This window comes from Luteimonas saliphila (assembly GCF_016774335.1).
GTDB classification, from domain to species: domain Bacteria; phylum Pseudomonadota; class Gammaproteobacteria; order Xanthomonadales; family Xanthomonadaceae; genus Luteimonas; species Luteimonas saliphila.
Map to the genome: position 1 here is coordinate 77974 of NZ_JAETWA010000011.1, position 24216 is coordinate 102189.

17 protein-coding genes and 2 pseudogenes are annotated in these 24216 nt (G+C 70.0%); 2 read left to right on the forward strand and 17 right to left on the reverse strand.

Annotated elements, in window-relative coordinates; genetic code table 11:
• Positions 1 to 8: 8 nt before the first annotated feature.
• The 6 genes from JMO03_RS02080 to JMO03_RS02105 all read right to left on the reverse strand — a co-directional run bounded on the left by JMO03_RS02080 (position 9) and on the right by JMO03_RS02105 (position 5677).
• The gene (locus tag JMO03_RS02080; protein WP_238345813.1) at positions 9 to 461 is read right to left on the reverse strand and encodes a nuclear transport factor 2 family protein; all 453 of its coding nucleotides are present in this window, start codon (positions 459 to 461) and stop codon (positions 9 to 11) included.
• 80 nt (positions 462 to 541) lie between these two features.
• Entirely contained in the window at positions 542 to 1774 is a 1233-nt protein-coding gene (locus JMO03_RS02085) for an ABC transporter permease (RefSeq protein ID WP_202839708.1), read from the reverse strand.
• Between the two features lie 144 nt (positions 1775 to 1918).
• A complete protein-coding gene (locus tag JMO03_RS02090; protein WP_202839709.1) occupies positions 1919 to 3220 on the reverse strand; it encodes an ABC transporter permease in 1302 nt (433 codons plus the stop codon).
• A gap of 93 nt (positions 3221 to 3313) precedes the next feature.
• Positions 3314 to 4039, reverse strand: coding sequence for an ABC transporter ATP-binding protein (locus JMO03_RS02095; protein WP_202839710.1), 726 nt, complete (start codon positions 4037 to 4039; stop codon positions 3314 to 3316).
• Positions 4040 to 4166: 127 nt separating this feature from the next.
• On the reverse strand, positions 4167 to 4379 hold the full coding sequence (locus JMO03_RS02100) for a hypothetical protein (protein ID WP_202839712.1): 213 nt from the start codon (positions 4377 to 4379) through the stop codon (positions 4167 to 4169).
• Positions 4380 to 4381: 2 nt separating this feature from the next.
• Entirely contained in the window at positions 4382 to 5677 is a 1296-nt protein-coding gene (locus JMO03_RS02105; RefSeq protein WP_202839714.1) for an efflux RND transporter periplasmic adaptor subunit, read from the reverse strand.
• 180 nt (positions 5678 to 5857) lie between these two features.
• On the opposite strand from JMO03_RS02105, the gene glmS reads away from it, so the two are divergent.
• Entirely contained in the window at positions 5858 to 7687 is a 1830-nt protein-coding gene (gene glmS / locus JMO03_RS02110) for a glutamine--fructose-6-phosphate transaminase (isomerizing) (protein WP_202839716.1), read from the forward strand.
• A 122-nt stretch (positions 7688 to 7809) separates the two neighbouring features.
• Here glmS and JMO03_RS02115 read toward each other — a convergent pair whose 3' ends face one another.
• Entirely contained in the window at positions 7810 to 8049 is a 240-nt protein-coding gene (locus JMO03_RS02115) for a hypothetical protein (protein ID WP_202839718.1), read from the reverse strand.
• A 222-nt stretch (positions 8050 to 8271) separates the two neighbouring features.
• Between JMO03_RS02115 and JMO03_RS02120 the strand changes: the two genes are divergently transcribed.
• Positions 8272 to 10359: a TonB-dependent copper receptor gene (locus JMO03_RS02120; protein ID WP_238345814.1), complete on the forward strand. Its 2088-nt coding sequence runs from the start codon at positions 8272 to 8274 to the stop codon at positions 10357 to 10359.
• 617 nt (positions 10360 to 10976) lie between these two features.
• Here JMO03_RS02120 and pdxK read toward each other — a convergent pair.
• From pdxK to JMO03_RS02165, 10 genes and pseudogenes are all read right to left on the reverse strand, one after another.
• Positions 10977 to 11819, reverse strand: coding sequence for a pyridoxine/pyridoxal/pyridoxamine kinase (pdxK, locus tag JMO03_RS02125; RefSeq protein ID WP_202839720.1), 843 nt, complete (start codon positions 11817 to 11819; stop codon positions 10977 to 10979).
• Between the two features lie 17 nt (positions 11820 to 11836).
• Entirely contained in the window at positions 11837 to 12601 is a 765-nt protein-coding gene (locus JMO03_RS02130; protein ID WP_202839722.1) for a YggS family pyridoxal phosphate-dependent enzyme, read from the reverse strand.
• A 5-nt stretch (positions 12602 to 12606) separates the two neighbouring features.
• Positions 12607 to 13536: an oxygen-dependent coproporphyrinogen oxidase gene (hemF, locus tag JMO03_RS02135; protein ID WP_202839724.1), complete on the reverse strand. Its 930-nt coding sequence runs from the start codon at positions 13534 to 13536 to the stop codon at positions 12607 to 12609.
• A 140-nt stretch (positions 13537 to 13676) separates the two neighbouring features.
• A complete protein-coding gene (locus JMO03_RS02140; RefSeq protein WP_238345815.1) occupies positions 13677 to 14168 on the reverse strand; it encodes a hypothetical protein in 492 nt (163 codons plus the stop codon).
• Positions 14165 to 16528: a S9 family peptidase gene (locus tag JMO03_RS02145; RefSeq protein ID WP_425491761.1), complete on the reverse strand. Its 2364-nt coding sequence runs from the start codon at positions 16526 to 16528 to the stop codon at positions 14165 to 14167. The genes JMO03_RS02140 and JMO03_RS02145 overlap by 4 nt, the downstream gene beginning before the upstream one ends.
• Positions 16529 to 16731: 203 nt before the next feature.
• On the reverse strand, positions 16732 to 18513 hold the full coding sequence (locus JMO03_RS02150) for a YadA-like family protein (protein WP_202839730.1): 1782 nt from the start codon (positions 18511 to 18513) through the stop codon (positions 16732 to 16734).
• A gap of 267 nt (positions 18514 to 18780) precedes the next feature.
• Positions 18781 to 19242: pseudogene (locus tag JMO03_RS21595) on the reverse strand (YadA-like family protein); the annotation flags it as partial.
• Between the two features lie 384 nt (positions 19243 to 19626).
• Positions 19627 to 20367: pseudogene (locus JMO03_RS21600) on the reverse strand (hypothetical protein); the annotation flags it as partial.
• A gap of 334 nt (positions 20368 to 20701) precedes the next feature.
• The gene (locus JMO03_RS02160) at positions 20702 to 23578 is read right to left on the reverse strand and encodes a protein kinase domain-containing protein (protein WP_337926340.1); all 2877 of its coding nucleotides are present in this window, start codon (positions 23576 to 23578) and stop codon (positions 20702 to 20704) included.
• Positions 23575 to 24138, reverse strand: coding sequence for an ECF-type sigma factor (locus JMO03_RS02165; protein ID WP_202839736.1), 564 nt, complete (start codon positions 24136 to 24138; stop codon positions 23575 to 23577). Before JMO03_RS02165 ends, JMO03_RS02160 begins: the two co-directional genes overlap by 4 nt.
• Positions 24139 to 24216 lie beyond the last annotated feature (78 nt).

The window sequence follows — 24216 nt, forward strand, 5'->3', positions numbered from 1 at the left end:
TAAGCCGATCAGTCCGCGGCGGCACGATGGCCGTAGCTGAGCACGCGGGTGATGCGCCACGCGCCGGCATCGTGCCGCCAAACCATGGTGAAGTCCGCGACGCCCTCGCACGTCCCCGAAGTCGCCTGGCAGAAGCGGTGCGTGCCCTGCGAGATCGCGCCGAATCCGTGGACCGGATGGACCCGCAGGCTGCCGGCGACGAGTTCGCGGGTGTACTTTCCGCAGGCGTGCCTGCGCGTGTTCGCCAGCATCTCGTCCCGCGTCCAGGTCACGCCGCCGGCATCGTGGTAGAACTCGACCCGCGGATCGAAATGGCCGGCGTGCGCTTCCAGCTGGGCCGGATCGGCACAGCGGTTGAAGGCCTCGAACACCGAGGCATCCTGCGCGGCAATCGCTTCGGCGAGGCCCTCCGGCGACGGCGCGTCCGTCGCCTGCGCGTGGCAGGCGACGAGGGCGGACAAGGCTCCAAGCAAGGGCCCGGCGAACATCCGCATGCGAGCGCCCCCGGCCGTCGCCGGTTGCGATGTCCGCGGCCACGCCATCAGACGCTCCGGGTCGCGATCGCCGGTGGTACCTCGGCCGCGCGGCGCGCCGGTCCGAAGACCGCGATCTGCCCCAGCAGCCACAACGCCAGGGCGCCGATCGGCAGGTAGTACAACGGCAGCCGCGGCAGCTCGTACTTGCCCATCAGCAACTGGTTGATGCCGTATGCGAGCAACATGCCGATCACGATGCCGATCGTGGCGAGCAGGAAGTTCTCGGTCTGGAAATAGCGCAGGATCTGTCCCTTGGTCGCACCCAGCGCGCGGCGCACACCGATCTGCTTGGTGCGCTGCTGCACCCAGAAGCTGGCGAGGCCGACGATGCCGAGCGCGGTGACGAACAACAGCGCGATGCACACGATCGCCAGCAGCCATGCCATCGAGCGCGGCTGCTGGTAGAACTCGCGGCGCAGTTCCTCGAAGGTCTTGGTGTTCTCTTCGAGGATGATGCGACGGGGCCCGTTGCCGCGCAGCGCCTCGCTGGCGGCGGCCAGCACTTCGGCGCGGCGCTCGGGATCGGTCCGGAGCACGTAGTTGCCGCCGATGGTGTAGCTGGCACGCACCGGCATGATCAGTGCGTACTCCCGCGCTGTCGGTCCGCCCTGCATGCTCGGCCGGACCAGGTGTTCGACGATGCCGACGATCCGCACCGGCTCGTTGCCCCAGACGTAGATCGACTTGCCCACGGCATCTTCGCCGGGGAACAGCCGTTCGGCGAGGGAACGGGTGGCGATGACGCTGGCGACGCGTGCCTCGCTTTCGGGGGCGTTGAGCACATCGAAGTCGACGTACTCGTCCACAGTGAAGTTGCGTCCGGAGACGAGGTTCAGGCCGAATGCATCGATGAACTGCTCCTCGGTCATGTAGTTGGAGGCGTTGAGGGTCGTGGTCTGCTGGTCCGGATCGAGCCGCACACCGCTGTTCCACGAGGAGTTCACGAACGGCACCTGGTTGGTCACCGTCGCGGCCTTGACGCCAGGCAGGCCGCGCAACATCGCAAGGTCCGAACGCGTCTGCGCGTTGGCGTCGGCGTCGTCGCCGACCGGCAGCAACTGCACGCGGACCATCTCGTTCTCGGCGAGTCCACTGGTTTCGGTGACCTGCGAGATGCGCTCGCCGATCATGAACAGTGCGTTGCAGATGATCGCGCAGGTCAGCGCGATCTCCAGCACGATTAGCGCGGCGGCGGTCTTGTGGCGCAGCAGGGTGGAGAGGATGGGGCGGATTTCCATGGTGGTTCTCCGGAGCATCGTCCTGTAGGAGCGCCCTATGGGCGCGACAGGGACGCGTTGTGGGTGGCCCGCATCACGTCCGGCGATGCGTCGTCGACTGGCTGCTGTTGCGGTCGCGGGCATGGCCCGCTCCTACAGCGATGGTCACTGGGATTTGAGCTGGATGGCGGGCGTTACCTGCATCGCGCGCCAGGCGGGCAGCAGGCCGGCGAACAGGCTGGCGAAGATCGCGATCGCGAACGTCGTCAGCAGCATGCCCAGATCCAGATGCGCGAGCTCGGCATAGTCGGCCGGTTGCTGGCGCACCGCCCACAGGCCGAGCAACGACAGGCCGAGCCCGAGGATGCCGCCGGCGAGCCCGATGGTGCCGGCTTCGACCAGGCATTGCTTGAAGATCTCCAGCCGCGACGCACCCAACGCCCGGCGCACGCCGATCTCGCTGCTGCGGCGCAGGAACTTGGCCAGCAGCAGGCCCACGGTGTTGAGCAGGCAGACCAGCAGGAAGCCGAAGCCCAGCCACAGCTGCATCACCACGTCGCCGGGCACCACCTTGTTGTGGTCCAGCCACTGCATGACGTTGCGCAGACGCACGTTGGCCTCGCGCTCGAAGCGCCCGGCCTGGCGCTGCTGTTCGGAGTAGCTGACCAGGTAGTCGCGATACGCGGAAGCCTTCTGCGGGCTGTCCAGCTCGACCCAGTACTGGATCCACGTGCAGGGCGCGTTGAGCGAGGTCGAATCGCCGCCGCTGTCGCCCCAGCAGTTCATGCTGCCACTGCGCGAGAGCGACAGCTCGCGCGAGGTGGAGAACGGCAGGAACACCTCTTCCAGCTCGCCATAGCGCTCGCTGTACATGTCGTAGAAGCGCGGCGTCGGGCGCCAGGTGTCGAGCACGCCGATCACCGAGAAGTCGTTGCCCGCCAGGTTGACCTGCTTGCCGACGCTGTTGCCGCCCCCGAACAGCTTGTCGTTGAGCTCCTTCGAGATCACCGCCACCCGTGCGCCGGCCGTGTCCTCCGTCTCGCTCCAGCCGTTGCCGTGCAGGAACGGCGCCGCGAACATCGCGAAGAAGTCGGCGCTGGTGTAGCGCGACGTCGCCATGAACGGCACCAGGTCGGCATTGTCCGGCGTGACCGACACGTTGCCGCCGGTCATCATCGCTTGGCGGTCGGCACGTTTCTCGCGCAGCATCGTTTCCGAGTCCAAACGGGTCATCTGGTCCGAAGGCTCCTCCCCCGGCACGTAGCCGAACGCGCTCTCCGGATCGAGCTGCACGTAGAACAGCTGGCTGCTCTTGTGCGGGATCGGGTCCCCGGACAGCACCCGGAACACGGTCAGCGTGGTCATGCACGCGCCGATGCCCAGCGCGATCGCCAGGACCATCAGTGCGGTGAGCACCCTGTTGCGCTTGAAACTGCGCAGCGCGAGGTTGAGGTAGTAGCCGAACATGGATTGGCTCCGTAGGGCGGGCCCTGGCCCGCCGATGTGTCGGTTGGAATGCCGCCGGGAAACGACGGGCGCGATGGCGGGTCCGGCCCCTGCTTAAACGGCGCTGACGGATTCGGCTTCGCGGCGGGCGACTCGCGCCAGGCTCGGTTCCACCGTCAGGTCGGTCGCCATGCCGTCGACGATGTGCACGTTGCGCTGCGCGCGCGCGGCGAGTTCCGGGTCGTGGGTGACCATCACGATCGTGGTGCCGCGCGAGTTGATGTCCTCCAGCAACTCCATGACGCTGCGCGCCATCTGCGAGTCGAGGTTGCCGGTGGGTTCGTCGGCCAGCAAAAGCCGCGGCGAACCTGCGAGCGCGCGTGCGATCGCCGCGCGCTGCTGCTGGCCGCCCGACAGTTCCGCCGGGTAATGCTTCATGCGCGAGCCCAGCCCGACCTGGGACAACGCCTGCTCGATCCGCAGCTTGCGCTCGTTGCCGGGCATGCCGCGATAGCGCAGCGGCACGTCGCAGTTGTCGAACAGGTTGAGGTCGGGGATCAGGTTGAAGCTCTGGAAGATGAAGCCGATCTTCTCGTTGCGCAGGCGCGAGCGCTGGTTGTCGCTCAACCCCTTCACGTCGACCCCGTCGAGGTGGTAGTCGCCGCCGGTGAAGGTCTCCAGCAGGCCGGCGATGTTGAGGAAGGTGGTCTTGCCGGAGCCCGACGGGCCGGTGACGGCGACGAACTCGCCGTCGCCCACGTGCAGGTCGAGCGAGCGCAGGGCATGGGTTTCGACGAGTTCGGTGCGGTAGACCTTGGTGACCTGGCGCATGTCGAGCATGGTGTATTCCTTCGGGCGCGGCGGTGAGAAGGGCCATCCCGGCCGTGGCGGCGATGCCGCGGGACGCTGTCCGGAGAGAGAGGCGGACGCGTCCCGGCGAGACCGGGATGGAAAAAGCGGACGCGGCTCAGTGCACGCCGAAACGGCCCGGCAGCGCCGAGCGTCCGACGTATCCGGCGGCTGTGCGGGCGCGTGCGCGCTCGCCGTTGGCGGCGGCGCGGCTGGCATTGTCGCGCGCGGCGTCGAAGGCGAACACTTCGTGCAGGCGCAGCGGGACGGCATCGGCCAGTTGCTGCGCGGTCCAGTGCAGGCGGGTGGGGAAATGGGCGAAGGCGTTCATGGTCATTGTCCAGAGATGCGGACGCGGTCCGCGTTGGCGAACTGGTCGGTCCCGGAGACGACGATGCGCTCGCCCGCCTCCAGTCCCGATACGATTTCCACGGCGTTGAGGCTGGCGGCCCCTGCCTGGATCGGGCGTCGCACGGCGCTGCTGCCGTCGACCACCCAGGCGAAGCGCCCGCCGTCCTGTTCCAGGAACGGGCCGCGCTCGACCATCAGCACGTCCTCGCGCGTGTCGAGCACGATCCGCGCGGACAGACGCTGGTTCTGGCGCAGGTTGGGCGGCTGCTGGCCGTCGTCGAAGCGCAGCCGCGCGGTGACCTCGCCATTGACCACCTCGGGCGAGACCGCCGACACCAGCGCCGCGTAGCGGTTGCCACTGCTGGTGACCTGCGCCGGCACGCCGATCGCCAGGTCGCGAGCGAAGCTCTCCGGCACCCGGATCTCGACCTCGAACATGCTCAGGTCGACCACGCTCAGGATCGGCGCGTTGACCGCGACGTTGGTGCCCTGCGCGATCTGCACCTGGCCGACCTGGCCGTCGAACGGCGCGCGCAGCGTCAGCGCCTCGACCTGGCGGCGCAGTTCTCCCACCACTGCCTGCTGGCGCTCGGCGAGCAGGCGCTTGTTGCGCGCGTCGATGCCCGCGCCCTCGCCCTGCAGCGAGAAATCCTTGCGCGCCGCGGCCAGGCCCAGGTCGGCCTTCTTCATTCCGTCGAGCGCGCGATCGTACTCGTTCTTCGACACCGCGCCGCCCTCGAAGGCGCGCTGGTAGCGCTCGACGTCGCGCTGCGCGGCGGTGTGGTCGATCTGCGCCTGGTCGAGCAGCTTCTGCGCGTCGGAGCGGGTGAGCTGGGCATCGAGCACGGCGCGGTTGGCTTCGCCCTGCAGGCTGGCCAGGGTCGATTCCTCCTGCACCAGCCTGCTGCGCAGCTCGGGGCTGTCGATCACGGCCAGTTCCTGGCCCTGCTCGACCACGTCGCCGGCGACCACCTTCAGCGTCACCGTGCCGCCGGCGATCGCGTACAGCGTCGGGCTGTTGGCGGTGATGACGCGGCCGTCGGCGGACAGGTCGCGCACCAGGTCGCCGCGGGTGACCTCGGCGATGCGGATGCGCGAGGCATCGAACGAACTGGAGCCAGAGGCCCAGCCGCCTATCACCCAGGCCGCGAGCAGGCCGAGCACCAGCGCCGCGGCGCCGCCCAGCAGCCAGGCCTTCGGCAGCCGGCGCAGTCCGGAGGGCCGGGCCAGCACCTGGTCCTGGCCGGAGGTGTCGCGGATGCGGGCGGGCTGGTCCATGGGCAGGTCAATGGATGTCGAAGGAGGCAGGAAGGTTGCACGCAACCTCCGTGCCAACGTCGATGCCGTTGATCATTAAAGGAAAATGCGTCTGTCCGGGTGTCCGCGCGGACACTCAGGCTGTCCGGTCGGACAGGCCTTTCCCGTACACTTGGCGGACACTCGGGGAGATGCGGATTCATGTGCGGCATCGTCGGCGCGATCGCGGATCGCGATGTGGTTCCGGTCCTGATCGACGGACTGAAGCGTCTGGAATACCGCGGCTACGACTCGGCCGGGATCGCCCTGGTCGACGGCAGCGACGTGCGCCGTGTGCGCCGCACCGGCCGCGTCTCGGAAATGGAAGCCGCCGCGCAGGCCGAAGGCGTGCGAGCCTCGCTCGGCATCGGCCATACGCGCTGGGCCACCCACGGCGGCGTCACCGAGGCCAACGCGCATCCGCACATCAGCCACGGCGTGGCGCTGGTGCACAACGGCATCATCGAGAACCACGAGCAGCAGCGCGAGCGGCTGCAACAGCTCGGCTACGCGTTCGAGTCGCAGACCGACACCGAGGTGATCGCGCACCTGATCCATCATTACCTCAAGGGCGGCCAGGACCTGCTCGGCGCCCTGCAGTGCACGGTCAAGGAGCTGCACGGCGCCTACGCGCTGGCGGTGATCAGCCGCAAGGAGCCGGGCCGCATGGTGGTGGCGCGCATGGGTTGCCCGCTGCTGATCGGCCTCGGCGAGGGCGAGAACTTCGTCGCGTCCGACGTCTCGGCGATCGTGCAGTACACGCGCCGGGTGATCTTCCTGGAGGAAGGCGACACCGCCGAGATCAGCCGCGAAGGCGTTCGCGTGTTCGGCGCGGACGATGCGCCGGTGCAGCGCGAAGAGCACCTGTCGGATGTCTCGCTGGCGTCGCTGGAGCTCGGCCCGTACCGCCACTTCATGCAGAAGGAGATCCACGAGCAGCCGCGCGCGATCGCCGACACGCTCGAGGCGATCATCGACGCCAGCGCATTCGAGCCGGCGCTGTTCGGCAAGGACACCGACGAGGTGCTGGCCGGGGTCGAGGGCGTGCAGATCCTGGCCTGCGGCACCAGCTTCTACGCCGGTTCGGTGGCGCGCTACTGGATCGAGGCGATCAGCGGACTGCCGTGCAGCGTCGAGATCGCCAGCGAGTACCGCTACCGCAAGGCGGTGGCGAACCCGAAGCAGCTGATCGTCACCATCTCGCAGTCGGGCGAAACGCTGGACACGATGGAGGCGCTCAAGTACGCCAGGTCGCTCGGGCACGACAAGACGCTTTCGATCTGCAACGTGCCCGAGAGCGCGATCCCGCGCGCCAGCCGGTTGGTGTTCTACACCCGCGCCGGCGCCGAGATCGGCGTCGCCTCGACCAAGGCCTTCACCACCCAGCTGGTCGGCCTGTTCGCGCTCGCCGCCACGCTGGCCAAGCTGCACGGCCGGCTCGACGCGGACAAGGAGGGCGAGTACATCGAGGCGCTGCGCCACCTGCCCGGCAGCATCCAGCACGCGCTCAACCTCGAGCCGCAGATCGCCCTGTGGGCCGAGCGCTTCGCGCCGCGCGACCACGCCCTGTTCCTCGGCCGCGGCGTGCACTACCCGATCGCGCTCGAGGGCGCGCTCAAGCTCAAGGAAATCTCATACATCCACGCCGAGGCGTATCCGGCCGGCGAGCTCAAGCACGGCCCGCTGGCGCTGGTGGATGCGGCGATGCCGGTGGTGGTGATCGCACCCAACGACAGCCTGCTGGAGAAGGTGAAGTCGAACATGCAGGAAGTGCGCGCGCGCGGCGGCGAGCTGTTCGTGTTCACCGATGCCGACAGCAACTTCAACGAGTCCGAGGGCGTGCACGTGATCCGCACCCCGCGCCACGTCGGCGTGCTCAGCCCGATCGTGCACACCATCCCGGTGCAGCTGCTGGCGTATCACACGGCGTTGTCGCGCGGTACCGACGTCGACAAGCCGCGCAACCTGGCCAAGGCGGTCACGGTCGAATAACCGCATGTCCTTGCCCCGCTTTGCGGGGCATTGTGCCCTTCGCGGGTGGAAGGTGCAGAAGGCGGATGGGCTGTCGTGTCGAGGCCCGGACCATCGGGCCGGCAGCGTCGCGGTCGCTGCGATCAGCCCCCGCAACCACCGCAGCAGGTCGAGGCCTGGCGTTCGATCTGCACGGTCTCGCCGGTGTGTCCGGCCATGCGCAGGCTCGCGGCGATCTCGTCCTCGCCCAGGCTGGTGGACACGCGCAGGACGTTGCCGGCGGCGGTATCGGCCAGGGCGGCGGGATCCTGCGCCTGCAGGCGACGCTCGAACGTGGCGACGTTGTCCAGTCGCTGGTCGAGATGGATGTTGAACTGGGTCATGGCTTGCATCCTGGAAGATGGGTGTCCGCCCGGGCGTGGGCGCGTCATCCGCGCGCGAAGCAGTCCGCGGCAACCGCAGCATCCCGTGAACCCGCACTTTCGACCTTGACCTGCGTCAGGCGCAAAGCCGATCGCGTGGCCGGCCTGACGCAGGTCAAGCGACTGCACGAACAGGACATTTTGTCCCTTCCTCCATGTGCGCAACGGCGCTGCAATGGCGCCATGAACGGAGGAATCGAGATGAAGGGCAAGATGTTGTGCGTGGCAGTGGCGGGTGCGTTGGCGTTGTGGCAGCTGGCGGCGGCCGACGCGCGGGCGGCGGAATCGGTCGTGCCCGGCGACGAGCGCATCGTCGACCTCGACAGCCTGGTGGTGGTCGGCGTGGCGCCGGTGGCATCGCTCACCTGGGTCACCGATCCGCGCCTGCCGCGGCAGCCGGTGCCGGCGAGCGACGGCGCCGACTACCTCAAGACCGTGCCGGGCTTCGCCACGCTGCGCAGCGGCGGCAGCAACGGCGATCCGGTGCTGCGCGGCCAGTTCGGTTCGCGCCTGAACCTGCTCGCCGGCGACGGCGCACTGATGGGCGCCTGCCCCTCGCGCATGGACAACGCGATGTCCTACGTGTCGCCGGAAACCTACGACCGGCTGACCATCGTCAAGGGGCCGCAGACGGTGCTGTGGGGCGGCGGCGCCTCGGCCGGGACGGTGCGCTTCGAACGCGAGATCCCGTACTTCGATGTGCCCGGCCTGCGCCTCGAAGGCAGCGCCATGTTCGCCAGCCACGGTCGCAACGACCAGGTGCTCGATGCCATCGCCGGCACTCCGCAGGTGTATGGGCGGCTGACGGCCAACCGCTCCGAATCGGACGACTACGAGGACGGCGCCGGACGGCGCGTGCCCTCGGCCTGGGACAAGTGGAACGCCGACGCCGCTGTCGGCTGGACGCCGGATCCGGATACCGTGCTGGAAGCCAGCGTCGGCACCGGCGACGGCCAGGCGCGCTATGCCGGGCGCGCCATGGACGGTACCCGGTTCGACCGCACCACCTACGGACTGCGCTTCGAGAAGAAGGGCATGCAGGGCCGGCTGCGCGAGATCGCGGCGAACCTCTACTACAACGACGTCGACCACGTCATGGACAACTACACGCTGCGCGACCCGGACCCCAACGGCACGATGGCGATGCCGATGGCGAGCAACGTCGCCCACCGCACCAGCGGCGGCCGTTCCGCGTTCGGCTTCGGCGGCGAACACTGGGAACTCACCGCAGGCGTCGACGCACGCAGCAGCCGCCATTCGCGCCGCAGCGCCATGGGCCGCGGCCAGTACCTCGCGCAGCCGTGGACGGTGGATGCGCGCTTCCGCCAGGCCGGCGCCTTCGCCGAACTGCACTGGCACCTGGATGCGCGCAACCACGTGATCGCCGGCGCGCGCGTGGACCGCAGCGAAGCCGAGGACCGCCGCGCCACGACCAGTGGCATGATGCCGATGCCCAACCCGACCCTGGGGCAGACGCGCGCGGAAACGCTGCCCTCGGCCTTCGTCCGCTTCGAACAGGACCTCGACGGCCGGCCGCTGCGCTGGTACGCCGGCATCGGCCACACCCGGCGCATGCCCGACTACTGGGAACTGTTTTCCCCCAACCGTGGCCCGGACGGCGCGGTCAACGCCTTTGCCGGCGTGCAGCCCGAGCGCACCACCCAGCTCGACGTCGGCATGCGCCATGCAGGCAAGCGGATCGATGCCTGGGTCTCGGCGTATGCCGGGCGCATGAGCGATTACATCGCCTTCGACTACATCGACGGCATGGGCGGGACGATCACGCGCGCGCGCAACGCCGATGCGAATATCCGCGGCGGCGAGGCCGGCGTGGAGTGGCGTGCGGCCGAACACTGGAAGCTGGGCGGCACGCTGGCCTACTCCTGGGGCGAACTGGCCGAGACCGGCCAGGCCCTTCCGCAGATGCCGCCGCTGGAGGCACGGCTCAACGCCGCATACGACAACGGCACATGGTCCGCTGGCGCGCTGTTGCGCGCGGCGTCCTCGCAGGACAGGGTCAGTCCGGCGCTGGGCAATGTGGTCGGCCGCGATCTGGGACCCAGCAGCGGGTTCGCGGTGTTCTCGCTCAACGGCGCGTTCCGTATCAACGACCAGTGGCGCCTGGCCGCCGGCATCGACAACCTGTTCGACCGCGACTATGCCGAGCACCTCAACCTCGCCGGCAACAGCGCCTTCGGCTATCCGGCCGACCCGACGCGCATCCACGAACCCGGACGTACGGCGTGGGTCAAGCTCAACGCTTCGTTCTGAGACATCGCAGCGGCAACCGCCTTCCCGGCGCAGGACACCGCAGGAGCGGATATGGCGATGCGATACATGTAGGAGCGGCTTCAGCCGCGATCTCGCCGGGGTGTCTGCCGTCGCCTCGTGTGGTCGTGCCTGAAGGCGCTCCTACCGGGCAGGGGCGTGCTGCGCGATGGCGGTGCGATCCATGTATGAGCGGCTTCAGCCGCGATCTTGCCGTGGCGTCCGACGTCGCCTCGTGTGGTCGCGCCTGAAGGCGCTCCTACCGGGCAGGGGCGTGCTGCACGATGGTGGTGCGATACATGTAGGAGCGGCTTCAGCCGCGATCTCGCCGTGGCGTCCGACGTCGCCTCGTGTGGTCGCGCCTGAAGGCGCTCCTACCGGGCAGGGGCGTGCTGCGCGATGGCGGTGCGATACATGTAGGAGCGGCTTCAGCCGCGATATCGCCGTGGCGTCCGCCGTCGCCTCGTGTGGTCGCGCCTGAAGGCGCTCCTACCGGGCAGGGGCGTGCTGCGCGATGGCGGTGCGATACCCGTAGGCGCGGCTTCAGCCGCGATCTGTGGTGCGGCACACCTCGGACTGCGGTGGGACTGGAACGCGCGTCCTCTGCAAGCAGGACGGCTTCAATCGAACGCACGCGCGATCGCCCGCGGCAGCGCCAGCTCCTGCCAGCCCTGCGCCTGCACGTGGCGCAGTACCGCGACCACGTCGTCGCAGGCGCGGCGTACGGCCTCGGACAGGGATGCGCCATCGACCATGCGTCCGCCGACGAGCGCGGCGAACATGTCGCCGACGCCCTTCACCGCGTGCCGCACCAGCGGATGCTCGAACGTTTCGCAGCCGTCGGCCGATACCGCAACCAGCTGCAGCGTCCCGGGCGGACACGTCTCCGGCGCGGCACTGGTCACCACCACCCAGTGCGTGGTGTCGCTGAGCAGGCCGGCGGCGACCTCCACGCAGTCATCGAGCGATCGCAGGCGGCGGCCGCCCAGTTGCTCCAGCTCGTAGTGGTTCGGCGTCAGCCCCTCCGCGCGTGGCAGCAGATGGTCGCGCCATACCGGCACCAGCGCAGGATCGGTGTAGGAGCCGGTGTCGTGGTCGCCGATCACCGGATCGATGTGGACCGCGAGCTTCGGGTTGCGCTCGTGGACGCGGTCGAGCCAGCGCGCCAGCGCCAACCCCTGCTGCGGCGAACCGAGATAGCCGACCAGCAGCATCCGCGCGCGCGAGGCCACGTCGCGCGCCTCGAGGTCGTCGAGCAGCCCCTCGAACCAGTCCTGCGGCAGCGCGCCGCCGTGCATCGTCGGGTAGTGCGGGGTGTTGCCCAGCACCACGGTCGGCACCGGCGCCACCTGCAGGCCCAGCGCCTGCAGCACCGGCACCGCGATGGCGTTGCCGACACCGCCGTAGGCGACCTGCGACTGGATCGAGATGACGTCGACCAGTCGCGTTCCCGCAGACGGCATGAACGTGCCCGGTGCGCTCACGCCGCGCCCGCGTCGCCAGCGCCCGCAAGGCCGGGCCAGTAAGCGCTGTCGGGCGTATCGCGGTTGCCGAAGAGGGCGGTGCCGACGCGCACCGTGGTCGCGCCTTCGGCAATCGCGAGTTCGAAATCGCCGGACATGCCCATCGACAGTTCGTCCATCGCGATACCGTCCGGTGCGTCCTGGCGCAAGCGGTCGCGCAGCGTGCGCAGGCGCACGAAACATGGGCGCACCCGGGTCGCCTCTTCGGAGAACAGCGCCAGCGTCATCAGCCCGCGCACGCGCAGCGACGAGAAAGCGGGCAGTTCACGGATGAAGGCGGGCACGTCATCGGGCGCCAGGCCGAACTTGCTGGCTTCGCCCGAGGTATTCACCTGCACCAGCACGTCGAGCGCGCGGCCGTGCCTCTGCAGCTGCGTGTCGAGCGCCTGCGCCACGCGCAGGCTGTCGAGCGCCTGGAACTCGCTGGCGAAGCGCGCCGCATGTTTCGCCTTGTTGGTCTGCAGGTGGCCGATCAGCACCCAGCGCAGGTCGGGCAGGTCGGCCATCGCCTCGGACTTGGCCAGCGCCTCCTGCACCTTGTTCTCGCCGAACTCGCGCATGCCGATGGCATGGGCCGCTCGCAGCCGCGCTTCGTCCACGGTCTTGCTCACCGGCAGCAGGCGAACGTCGACGGGATCGCGGCCGGCGCCACGGCAGGCCACGTCGATGCGTGCACGGATCGCCTCGAGGTTGGCCTGCAGTTGCGTGGTGGCGTCGTGCATCGCGCTCAGGTGCCTGCCAGCCAGTCGCGCGGCACCAGGTAGTCGTGCAGTCGCGCTTCGGCGCTGCCGGGCTCGGGTGCGTAGCCGTACTCCCAGCGCACCAGCGGCGGCAGGCTCATCAGGATCGATTCGGCGCGGCCGCCGCTCTGCAGGCCGAAGTGGGTGCCGCGGTCGTAGACCAGGTTGAACTCGACGTAGCGGCCGCGGCGGTAGAGCTGGAACGCGCGCTCGCGCTCGTCGTAGGGCGTGTCGCGGCGGCGTTCGACGATCGGCAGGTAGGCATCGAGGAATCCATCCCCGACCGCGCGCAGGTAGCCGAAGTCCTGTTCCAGGTCGCCGTGCAGGTCGTCGAAGAACAGGCCGCCGACGCCGCGCGTCTCGTTGCGATGCTTCAGGAAGAAATACTCGTCGCACCAGCGCTTGTGCGCGTCGTAGCGCTGTTCCCCGCCGAACGGCTCGCACAGGTCGCGCGCGGTCCGGTGCCAGTGCCGTACGTCCTCGTCGAAGGGATAGAAGGGGGTGAGGTCGAAGCCGCCGCCGAACCACCAGGCCACCGTCTGCCCATCGCGCTGCGCGCGGAAGTGGCGCACGTTGGCATGCGTGGTCGGTACGTGGGGATTATGCGGATGGAACACCAGCGACACGCCGACCGCCTGCCACGAGGCGCCCACCAGTTCCGGGCGCGCCGCGGTGGCCGAAGGCGGCAGGGTGTCGCCGGAGACGTCGGAAAACCCGATCCCGGCCTGCTCGAACACCGCGCCGTCGCGCAGGATGCGCGTGCGCCCGCCGCCGCGCAGGTGGCTGCCGGCGCCATCGGGATGGCGCTGCCAGGCGTCCTCGACGAAACGGGCACCGCCGTCGGCGGTTTCGATCGCGGCACAGATCCGGTCCTGGAGGCCCGTGAGGTAGTCGCGGATGTCGTCGAAGCGGTCCATGCCGACATTCTAGTGCGCCGTACCGCCTGGTGCCCCGTGCCGCATGCTTCCAGCGCCGTCATCCCCGCTTTCGCCGGAACGACGGAAGGCTTCTTGCGAGACGGCGCGTCAGACGCGTATTCCGCCGCACCTGGCGCGGATCAGGCGCGCCAGGCCGCGTCCGCCCGGTGCGCGGCGAGCCGCACGTCCATGCGCGCAGCCAGATCGCGTGCGGACAGGCCATAGGTGTCCGGCAGCGCGGCCTGGAAACCGCTGAGGTTGCGGTTGACGCGGCGCAGCCGGTCGCTGCCGGCGTGGCCGTCGACGAAGTCGAAGCCGACCAGCCGGTGCAGCCCCACCCGCGTTTCGCCGAAACGCGCCACCTCGGTCCAGCGCACCCGCGAGCGCCGGAACAGCGAGACGATCTCGAAGCCGTCTTCGTCGAGCACCAGACAGCTCGCCCCGGGCAGCAGGTTCAGCACCGCGAGCCCGCCGCACAGGCCGAAGAACACGAGGCTGCTCCACCCGATCAGCGGGTGCGTGCCCATGATGCGCAGGCCGATCCAGACGAACACCGCCGAGATCGCGACCATCGCCAGCCATTTGGCCGGCGATGGTCGCAAGGTCTCGGCCGTGCCCGCCGCGGGCCTCACTTCAGCGTACGCTCGAACAACTCGAGGACGCGGCGGTACTGGTCGTACCAGGAATCCGATTGCTGGTAGGCATGCCGCTCGAGCGGGTAGCTCGCCAGTTCCCACTTGTCCTTGCGCAGCTCGATCAGCCGCTGCGCCAGCACCACCGAATCGCGGTAGAACACGTTGTCGTCGATCATGCCGTGCGCGATCAGCAGGCTGCCCTGGAGGCCGTCGGCGTATTCGATCGGCGAGGAAACGCGGTAGGCCTCGGGATCGATGTCGGGCGTGTTGAGGATGTTGCTGGTGTATTCGTGGTTGTACTGGGTCCAGTCGGCGACCGGGCGCAGCGCCGCGCCGGCCTTGAATTTGCCCGGCTCACGGAACAGCGCCATGAAGGCCATGAAGCCGCCGTAGCTGCCGCCGTAGACGCCGACGCGTTCGCGGTCGCCCTGGCGCTGTTCGACCAGCCAGTCGATGCCGTCCAGGTAATCCTCCAGCTCCGGATGGCCCATCCGCCGGTAGATCGCGGTACGCCAGTCGCGGCCGTAGCCTTCGGAGGCGCGGTAGTCGAGATCGAGCACGATGTAGCCGCGCTGCACCAGCAGGTTGTGGAACATCTGCTCGCGGAAATAGTTCGGATAGCGGTCGCTGACGTTCTGCAGGTAGCCGGCGCCATGCACGAACAGCGCGACCGGATAGCGCCGCCCGGGCTCGAGCGTCTTCGGACCGTAGAACTTGCCCCAGATCGTGCCGGCGCCGTGCTTCGAGGGCACCTGCACGACCTCCGGCTGCAGCCAGTCATGGGCGATGTATTCGGGCTTGCGCGTATCGGTGAGCGTGCGCAGGTTGCCGCCATCGGCATCGAGTACGGCCAGCTGCGGCGGCACATAGCTCGAGGAGTGGCGCAGCAGCAGGCGGGTGCCGTCGGGCGAGGCGACGAAGCCCTCGACCCCGCCCAGGTCGGTCAGCTCGCGTACCTCGCCGCCGGCGGACGGCACGGTGCACAGCTCGTAGTCGCCGGGACGTGCGCGGTTGCAGGCGAAATGGAAGCGCGAGCCGTCCGGCGACAGCGCCGGTTGCGAGACCTCCCAGCGGCCCGAGGTCAGCGCGCGCGCACGGCCGCCGCGGCCGGCATCGACCGTGTACAGGTGCGACCAGCCGCTTTCCTCCGACAGCAGCCACAGCGTGCGCTGGTCGTGGAGCCAGCCGAACTGGTTGTATTCCCAGTTGATCCAGGCCTCGTCGCTCAGGCGATGGCGCGACTGCAGGGTCGCGACGGCGGGTTCGGCGGTGGCCAGCCAGCGGTCCTTGTTGTCGACCGAATGCAGCATCAGCGCGACGAAGCGCGAGTCTGCGCTCCAGGCGATGCCGTCGCCGTCGTCCTCGATGCGCACCGGGCGCGGGCCCTTCAGCGGCTCCTTGCCGGCGGCCTTGCGCAACCGCGCCAGCGGGTCGTCGCCGATGCCGGGCAGTCCATCGGTCTTCAGCTCGCGGCGCGCACCGTCGCGCATGTCGACCAGCCAGAACGACTGCGCGCGCGGCGGATTGCGCCCGACCCGGGTGCGCACGTCCTCGAACTCCTCGTAGCCCGACTCGGTGACGTACATCGGCATCCTGCCGCCCTGGCCGCGTTCGTCCTGCTTGCGTTCGGTGGCGACCAGCAGCCAGCGGCCGTCGGGCGAGAGCGCGGTCGCGGCGATCTCGACATCCTTGCCTAGGTAGACGGGCGCGGGTGCGCGGGTGGGATCGGCGCGGCGCCAGTCGGTTTCCTGTTCGCGTGCGGCTTCGCGACGCGCGCGCTCGCGGCGCAGGGTCTCGACCAGGCGCAGCTGGTCCTCGCGCAGCAGGTCGGGCTTCGGCGGCTTTGCCGGATCGTCCTCGGCCTTGGGTGCCGCGGCATGGGCGACGGCGCCGTCGGCCGCGTTCCAGCGGTACCAGTCGTGTCCGCTGCGCCAGACCAGGGCGCCATCGCTGCTCCAGCGCGGCGCGGCCTCGGTGGCCTCGCTGCGGGTGAGCTGGGTGAGCGCGCCATTGCGCAGGTCGCGCACGAACACGTCGCCGTTGCGCACGAACGCCATGCGGGTGCGCTGCGGGTCGAGCACCGGGTCGCGCGCATCGATGCCCGCGCGTGCGGCGCCGTCCACCCCTTGCGCCGCGCCGCCGGCGATGTCCTGCGCGTACAGGTCGCGGATGCGGTTGCCGTCGCGCTTGAGCGGGTAGTAGACGCGCTTGCCGTCCCACGACCACCAGGCCTGCTCCACCGGCGGCCCGATCCAGTCCGGATCGGCCATGACCCGCTCCAGGGTCAGCGGTTGCGCGGGTTGGGCCTGCAACAGCCCGGGGGCGGCCAGCAGGAGCAGGACAGACAGGCGTCGGATCATGGCGATGGCGGGTGACGGACCGCCGGGCAGGGTATCAGCCCACCCGGCGACGCGGCCGGGCCACAGGTCATGCCCGGCGCCGCGATCGCGTTGCGGCGGGGCCGCGGAACGGGGACGGGAGCGGAGTTCCGCTCCGGTCGCCCGCCGGCGACGCGACGTCCCGCCTTCGTGCGGGACCGCGTGCGCGCGCCCGGCGCGCGCTACCAGCTGAAGCCGGCGCCGCCCATCACGCTCTTCTCGCCGCCGCTGAAGGCGCCGCCGAGCGACACGCTGGCGCGATCGCCGACGGCGCGCTGGTAGCCCACTGCCAGGGCCTGCTCGCCGCCCTGGGCCCCGACGCCTACGCCGACGCGGTTGCGGCCGGACAGGCCCGCCGTGTTCATCGCCATGCCCGCGAACGCGCCGGACATCGCGCCCTGCCGGTCGATGCGGCGATCCTGCTGGTGGAAGCGGTCGTCGATGCCGCGCTGGATCGAGTCGAGCTGCGCGTCCCAGGCCGCGAAGCGGCTGTCGGTGTACTCGTTGGCCGACTGCAGGGTCTGCACCGCGACGGTGTCGGTGTAGGTGTTGGCCGAGGCCAGGGTGGCGGCATCTCCGGCATCGGCATGGACCTGCGCGGCTTGCAGGGCCGCCGCGTCGCCCGCATCGGCATGCGCCCGGGCGGACTGGAGCGTCATCGCATCGCCGGCGCGCATCTGCCGGACGTTGACTGCGTCCATGTCGGCGATGCCGTCGGCGACGTTGGAGACGAGTGTGCCGTCCTCCCCGTTCAGCGTGATGGTGTCGCCCTCATCCTGGTCGTACATCACCGAGCGCGGTCCACCACCGGCCGGACCTTCGGGTCCCTGCGGTCCGGCGGGACCCTGCGGCCCGGGTACGCCACCCGCCTCGGCGATCAGGGCCTCGACATCGCCCAGCCAGGCGTCGATGGCGAAGAACGCATCGCCGGCGTTGTCGTACGAGGTTCCGCGGATGTCGTAGCCGGGTGCGATGAACACGCCGCCCGCGTAGCTGGCGCCGCCGCCGAGCGCGGTGGCGACGGGGAAGAGCTGAGACAGGTTGACGGCGTCGGTGTCCGCGGTCGCCGCGGCGAGATTCGCGATCTGGTACATCCGGTCCGGGGAGCCGATCGACACGGTGAATTCGCGGTCCGCCACCGAACCGCTGCCGATGGCGACGCTGTTGTCGACGGTGGCGTTGGCGTTGGCGCCGATCGCCACGCTGGACGCTCCGGTTGCCTCGCTGGTGTAGCCCATCGCCAGCGAGTACTGCCCCATTGCCTGGTTGAAACCGCCGAAGGCGGCGGCGTACGAGCCGCTCCGGTTCGACAGGCCGAGCGCGCTGCCGCCGAAGGCCACGGTGTTGTCGTACCCGACGGCGGTGCCATATGTGGCCGCCGCATTGAGCGAGCCCAACCCCACGCCGCTGGACGCGGCGGTGTTTCGGAAGCCGATGGCCACCGCATTGATGCCGTCGGCGCGTGTGGCGGCCCCGATCGCCACCGCTCCTTCGTTGGTCGCGATCGTGCGCTCGTTCTCATCCAGCGAGCCGTCGCGGTCGACGTCGTACCACAGGCCGATGGCCACGGCACCGCGCGCTGCGTTGGTGTAGGCGCCGACGGCCGTGGAGCCGGTCCGGTTGGACAGCTCGCCGGGGCCGTTGAATCCCGCGATCGCGCCGTTGCCGATGGCGGTGCTGTTCCGGGTGAAGGCGTCGGCGTTGTAACCGAACAAGGCCGCACCGTCGTAGACGCTGGTCGTATGGGCGCCGTAGCCGACCGAGAACGCGCCGGTGACGAACGACTGGCGTCCACAGGCGAGCGTACTCTGCCAATCGCCCGCATACGCGGCATCGGCCCCAGCCTGCACCGGAGTCGTGACGCAGGTGTCTCCGGCGGCCGCGTGGCCGCCGGCCAACGACAGCAAGGCCAGCGCAACCGAACGCCGGAGGCGGTTGGAGACAGGGTTGCAGCAACGAGTCATCACGTTCTCCTGAAAGGGCTGGACCGCCCGTCAGGAGGTGGATCGGGAAATCATGCCGCGGACTGACATGCGGGCATGGCGGGGATCGGACGGCGAGCGCCGCTGCGGCATTGCCACGTCAGGCCGTCGAGCCAGGCCCGCGAACGCCGGGTGGGCGCGGCGGCCGGCCGATGTCGAGCATCCGGGCCGCGACAGGGATGCCCGCGCCGGCGGGCTTGCGACAGGAGCCGCAGGACAACCGCGCCCGGCGCGTGCCGGACGGCCGGGTCACAGGTCCAGCCCGAAGCCGATGCCTGCCGACTTCTCGCCGCCGCTGAACGCGCCGCCCAGCGAGAACGATGCGCGTTCTCCGACCTTGCGGCCATAGCCGACCGACAACGCCTGCTCGCCACCCTGGAAGCCGGCACCCACCGCGATGCGTCCGCGTGGGCTCTGCGAACCCGCGGCGTTGATCGCCATGTTCAGCATCGCGCTGCCCATCGCCCCCTGCCGGTCGATGCGGCGATCCTGCCGCTGGAAGCGGTCGTCGATGCCGCGCTGGATCGAATCGAGCTGCGCATCCCAGGCCGCGAAGCGGCTGTCGGTGTACTCGTTGGCCGACTGCAGGGTCTGCACCGCGACGGTGTCGGTGTAGGTGTTGGCCGAGGCCAGGGTGGCGGCGTCGCCGGCCTGGATCTGGCGGACGTTGGCCGCATCGGTCGCGGCCACGCCGTCGGCGAGGTTGGCGATCGTGGTGCCGTCGGCGCCGGCCAGGGTGAGCACGTCGCGGCCGTCGTCGTCGTAGACCACGCTGCGCGGCCCGCCACCGGCGGGACCCTCGGGACCCTGCGGGCCGCCGGGCCCGGCCGGCCCCTGCAGCGAGCCCAGCCAGTCGGCTTCGGTACCGGCGAAGCCGTTCTGCACCGCGACCTCGTAGGCGCTGTAGCCACGCTCGCCCTGGATGCCGCCGACATCGACGATGCGCTGGTTGATATTGTCCAGTGCGGCATCGACGGCGCCGAAGGCCGCGCCGACGTTGCCGTAGTTGTTCGACTGGATCACGTACACCGGCGCAGTGAACGCGCCACCGGCATATGCCGCGCCCCCGCCGAGCCAGGCGGCGATGCCGCCGCCGAGGTCGTCGTCGGCCGCGCGCATCTGGCGCAGGTTCACCGCATCCGTGTCCTCGGTGCCCTCATCGACCTGGGTGAGTCGTCGCTGGTAGCCGTCGAAGCCGAACGAAACGGTATTGGCCTGATCGGCCACGGACCGCGCCCCGATCGCGACGCTGTTGGCCGCCGTCGCGCTGGCGAAGCGGCCCATCGCCATCGCGTCCGCACCGGATGCCGAGGTGTTGGCCCCCAGCGCGGTCCCCCCGTCGGCCGAAACCAGCGATGCCGCGCCGATCGCGGTGCCATCGTGAACTGCGGTGAAGCCTGTCCGGATACCGACGAGCGCGTATCCGCCGAGAGCGACATTGTTGTCGCCCTGCGTGCGCGCGAGGGCACCGATCGCCGTGCCTCCGATCTGGGTGGGAATCGGGCCTATGGTGATCGCTCCGCCACCTCCCTCGTTGACACGCGCTCCCGTCCCGATCGCGATGCCGAACGCCTGGGCCACGACGGCCTCGGCACCGATGGCGGTGCCTCCGGGACGGCCGACAGCGGCCTGGAAGCCGAAGGCACTGGCCCGGTTGGCCGAAGCGGTCGAATTGGTTCCGCACTCGGTACTGCCGTACTCGGGGCCGTTGTTGCATTCGGGTGTGGCGTCGGCGGCCGCCGGCCGCGGCAATGCGCCCGCGACGGCAAGCGCCAGGCACAGCGACGATGATGCGCGGCGTAGGGGAAGACTGGAGGGTACGGTGCGGTGCGACATGGCGATCTCTCTGACTGGCCGGAAAGTGGCCGACAGTCAGGAGGATCGGAAAGGACGGTCGCGGACTGACATGGGGCGGACACGGCCGGGGAGCGCGACCAGGCCGCGCCTCGTGCGCTTGTCCGCATCGAGGTCTGGACGGCGCGTCGTCGGCGCTTCATGAACCGTGCCCGCCGGGAGTCGTCGGTCGACAGCTCGCGGTGGAGCACGGTCGTGGCGACGTCGCGCTGCGTCGGCCGCGTGCGGAACAAGGTCGCAGGCGACCGTCCTCGATCGAGAGCGTCGAACACGGCCGCCGCGGCGTTGCCGGGAGGCCTTAGCGGTGCCAGGTGGGTCAGCCGGGACAGCGCCCCACGGCCTTGCGCACGTCCTTCTGGAATGGCGAATCCTCGTCGGCGGATTGCGAACGCATCGCGTCGCGCAGCGCATCGCACAGCGTGGCGGCGACGGCGGTCGGCCCTGCCTCCAATTGCAGCAAGGCGAGCCGCGCACGTTCCGGGTTGCGCCATGGGTCCGCGTCCTGCAGGCGGGCCGCGGCTTCGGAGATGGCGGCCGATGCGTCGCCGGATTCGCCCTGCGCGAGCAGGACGCGCGCACGCACGCCCCACAGGGCGGCCTCGCTGCGCGGCGTGAGGCTGCCTTGCGACGCTGCGGCGAAGGCCGCATCGATGTCGTGCCGGGCCGCCGCCGGATCCCGCCGCGCCAGATGCAGCTTGGCACGCACGGACAGGCCGAGCGGATGGAAATCCGGATCGTGCGTGGCGAGTCGCGGCAGCAGGTCGTCGAGCAGTTGCCCTGCCCGGGCGAGTTGCCCGGATTCCACCAGCGCATCGGCCTGGCGCGTGCGCGCGGACAGGACGTAGGCGTGGTCGGCATCGTCGTGGACGCGGTGCCAGGCGGAGGCGACGTCGTCGAACCCTTCCGCGGCGCGGCTCCAGTCCCCCGCGCGATACCAGGTGAATGCACGATTGTTGCGTGCCGCCAGCATGAACTGCCGGTCAGGCGCGTTGTGCTCCGCACCGTGCCTGATCGCCTCGTCGTACGCGGTTACCGCCTCGCGGAGGCGATCGTCCTCTTCCAGCAGCGAGGCCAGCTCCAGTCCGGCGAGGGCGAGCCGACGTTCGTCGCCGGTGGCCGCGGCCGCAGCCAGCAGCTGGCGATATGTGGCTTCCGCCTCGCGCACCATGCCGTTCTCCTGCTGCAGCATGGCCATGTATTTCAACGCATTGCGGGTCACCGGGTGGGTGTCGCCGTAGAAGCCGCGCACCGACTCGAACATCGACGAGCCTTCCGCAAGCGCCTGCGGCGGCGCGGCCACGCTGGTCGTGGCCAGCAGGATCAGCCGCGCCAGGTCCGCATGTGCCACCACGCGCGAGTCTGCGGGCATGTGCGCGTGGGCCAGCCGCGAGGCGATGCGCGCCGACTCGAGCGCCTCCGGCTCGCGGCCTTGGCTCAAGCGCTGGTAGGCACGCACCTGCCAGGCGTCGGTGAGGATCGGGATATGCTCGGCTTGGTCCGGGGACAGCGTGTCGATGGTGCCATCGAGCAGCGCATCGGTTTCCGCCGCATGGCCACCTGCCAGGGTTTCCTGCGCCAGGCGCACGTCGATCAGCTTGCGCGCCCACGGCGCCGCGGCCGGATCCGCGGCGAGTGTCCCGCGGACCTCGCGCAGCAGGCGTTCCGCGGACTCGCGCTCTCCCGAGTCGGACATGGTGGAGGCGAGCAGGTCGGCAATCTGCGCCAAGAGGTCCGGCTGCCCCGAAAAGCGCTCGACCAGGCCGGTGGCCGCGTGGCTGAAGACCCGTTCCAGGTCGCCGCCGAAGGCGGCGTTGGTCGGATTTGCATCGGCCAGCAGCTGCATCGCGAAATCGCGCACGCGCCGCGCCTGTTCCGCCTGGCGTTCGGCTTCCGTCGCATGCTGGCGGACCCGGCCGGACTGGTGCAGCACGCTCGCGATCCCCAGCACCACCACGATCGCGGTGACCGCCGCCAGGCTCGCGACCCCGCGGTTGCGCTGCACGAACTTGCGGGTGCGGTAACCGAACGTATCGCCGGTCACCGACACCGGGCGGCCGTCGAGGAATCTCTGCAGATCATCGGCGAAGGTGCGCACGCTGCCGTAGCGCCGTTGTGGTTCCTTGGCCAGCGCGGTCTGGATGATGCGACCCAGGTCGCCGCGGACGAAGCGCCGGAATGCGCGGGTGTCGGTGCGGCGCTCGCGCAGGCGCATGGCGACATCGTCGTCGCTGCCGGTGCTGATCGCCTGTTCCAGACGTGGCGGTTGTTGCGTGGAGATCGCTTCGGCGGCGGCGCGCAGGTCGTCGGCCGGGAAGGTGAAGGGCAACCTGCCGGCGAGCAGCTGGTACAGCACCACGCCCAGTGCATGCACGTCGGTCGCCGCGCTGATGGCGCCGCCGGTGATCTGCTCCGGCGCGGCGTACTCGGGCGTGAAGCCGGCGAACATGCCGGTGCGGGTGGAACCTGCGGCCTCGTCCATGCGCTTGGCGACGCCGAAATCGAGCACCTTCGCGCGGCCATCGTTGTCGACCAGAATGTTGGCCGGCTTGAGGTCGCGATGCACCACGAAATGCTCGTGCGCATGCTGCACCGCCTCGCAGACCTGTCCGAACACCACCACGCGTTCGTGCAGTGACAGCCGTCGCGCATCCGCCCACGCGGTCAGCGGACTGCCATCGATGAACTCGAGCGCGAACCACGGCCGGCCCTCGTCGTCGATGCCGTTGTCCAGCAACCGCGGGATGTTGGGATGCGACAGCACCGCGAGGATCCGGCGTTCCTGCAGGAAGCGCTGCGCCTGCGTGCTGCCGTCCCAGCGCCGGCGCAGGCGCTTGATCGCCGCCCGCTGCGCCGTGTCGTCGTCGCGGTGCGCCGCGTGCACGGTGCCCATGCCGCCACGCCCGAGTTCGCGATCGATCCGCCAGGGGCCGAGGCGCGTCGCGGGGGCGTCATAGTGGCCGTCGCCATCGAGACGTTCGTCGTCATCCCCGTGCAGGGTGATGATCCCGCGCGCCCCGGCATCGAACGCGCTGTCGGCAGCATCGGCGTCGAGCATCCGTTGCAGTTCGGCGCGCAGCGACGGGTCGTCGGCGCACTCGGCATCGAGGAGCGCCTCGCGCTGCGCGGGATCCAGGTCGATCGCGCGATCGAACAGTTGCGACAGCCGTAGCCATCGCATCCGGTCGGGGGTCACGCGGCCTCGCCCAGGTGCGAGAGCAGGAACGCGCGCGCCTTGCGCCAGTCGCGGTGGACGGTGCGAGAGGTCACGCCCAGGTGCCGTGCGATCTCCTCGAACTCCATGCCGGCGTAGAAGCGGAATTCGATCACCGTCGCCAGCCGCGGGTCCACGGCTTCCAGCGCGCGCAGGCCGCGTTCGATGTCGAGCACGTCCAGACCCGATTGCGCACCTTCCAGCGGCAGGTCGGTGGAGAGCGTGACCCGGGCGGCATCGCCCCCGCGCTTGTGGGCGCCGCGGGCGCGCACGTGGTCGATCAGCACGCAGCGAATCACCTTGGCGGCAAGGGCGAGGAACGGGCCGCGCCGGCTGACATCGAGCGCGGCGCCATCGAGCTTCAGGTAGGCCTCGTGCACCAGGACCGTGGTGTCGAGGGTGCCGCGCGCGAAGCCGCGCAGCTCACGCCGGGCGATCGTGCGCAGCTGGGCGTACAGCTCCTCGAAACGGGCCCGGTAGGCGTCGTCGTTCCAGTCGGAGGCGGGGACGATCTCGGTGGCGACGGAGTCCTGGAGGTCCATGCACGCATCTGTCGGGACGACGGAGCCAGCTTACCCCAGCAGCGCGACGCCCCGGGGTGGGCGCACCACTGCCCGCAT

Bases quoted from the DNA above. Each gene is read 5' to 3' on its own strand.
- JMO03_RS02085 (WP_202839708.1), bottom strand. From the start codon at position 1,774: ATGGAAATCCGCCCCATCCTCTCCACCCTGCTGCGCCACAAGACCGCC.
- JMO03_RS02090 (WP_202839709.1), bottom strand. From the start codon at position 3,220: ATGTTCGGCTACTACCTCAACCTCGCGCTGCGCAGTTTCAAGCGCAAC.
- JMO03_RS02095 (WP_202839710.1), bottom strand. From the start codon at position 4,039: ATGCTCGACATGCGCCAGGTCACCAAGGTCTACCGCACCGAACTCGTC.
- JMO03_RS02100 (WP_202839712.1), bottom strand. From the start codon at position 4,379: ATGAACGCCTTCGCCCATTTCCCCACCCGCCTGCACTGGACCGCGCAG.
- JMO03_RS02105 (WP_202839714.1), bottom strand. From the start codon at position 5,677: ATGGACCAGCCCGCCCGCATCCGCGACACCTCCGGCCAGGACCAGGTG.
- glmS (WP_202839716.1), top strand. From the start codon at position 5,858: ATGTGCGGCATCGTCGGCGCGATCGCGGATCGCGATGTGGTTCCGGTC.
- JMO03_RS02115 (WP_202839718.1), bottom strand. From the start codon at position 8,049: ATGACCCAGTTCAACATCCATCTCGACCAGCGACTGGACAACGTCGCC.
- JMO03_RS02120 (WP_238345814.1), top strand. From the start codon at position 8,272: ATGAACGGAGGAATCGAGATGAAGGGCAAGATGTTGTGCGTGGCAGTG.
- pdxK (WP_202839720.1), bottom strand. From the start codon at position 11,819: ATGCCGTCTGCGGGAACGCGACTGGTCGACGTCATCTCGATCCAGTCG.
- JMO03_RS02130 (WP_202839722.1), bottom strand. From the start codon at position 12,601: ATGCACGACGCCACCACGCAACTGCAGGCCAACCTCGAGGCGATCCGT.
- hemF (WP_202839724.1), bottom strand. From the start codon at position 13,536: ATGGACCGCTTCGACGACATCCGCGACTACCTCACGGGCCTCCAGGAC.
- JMO03_RS02150 (WP_202839730.1), bottom strand. From the start codon at position 18,513: ATGACTCGTTGCTGCAACCCTGTCTCCAACCGCCTCCGGCGTTCGGTT.
- JMO03_RS02165 (WP_202839736.1), bottom strand. From the start codon at position 24,138: ATGGACCTCCAGGACTCCGTCGCCACCGAGATCGTCCCCGCCTCCGAC.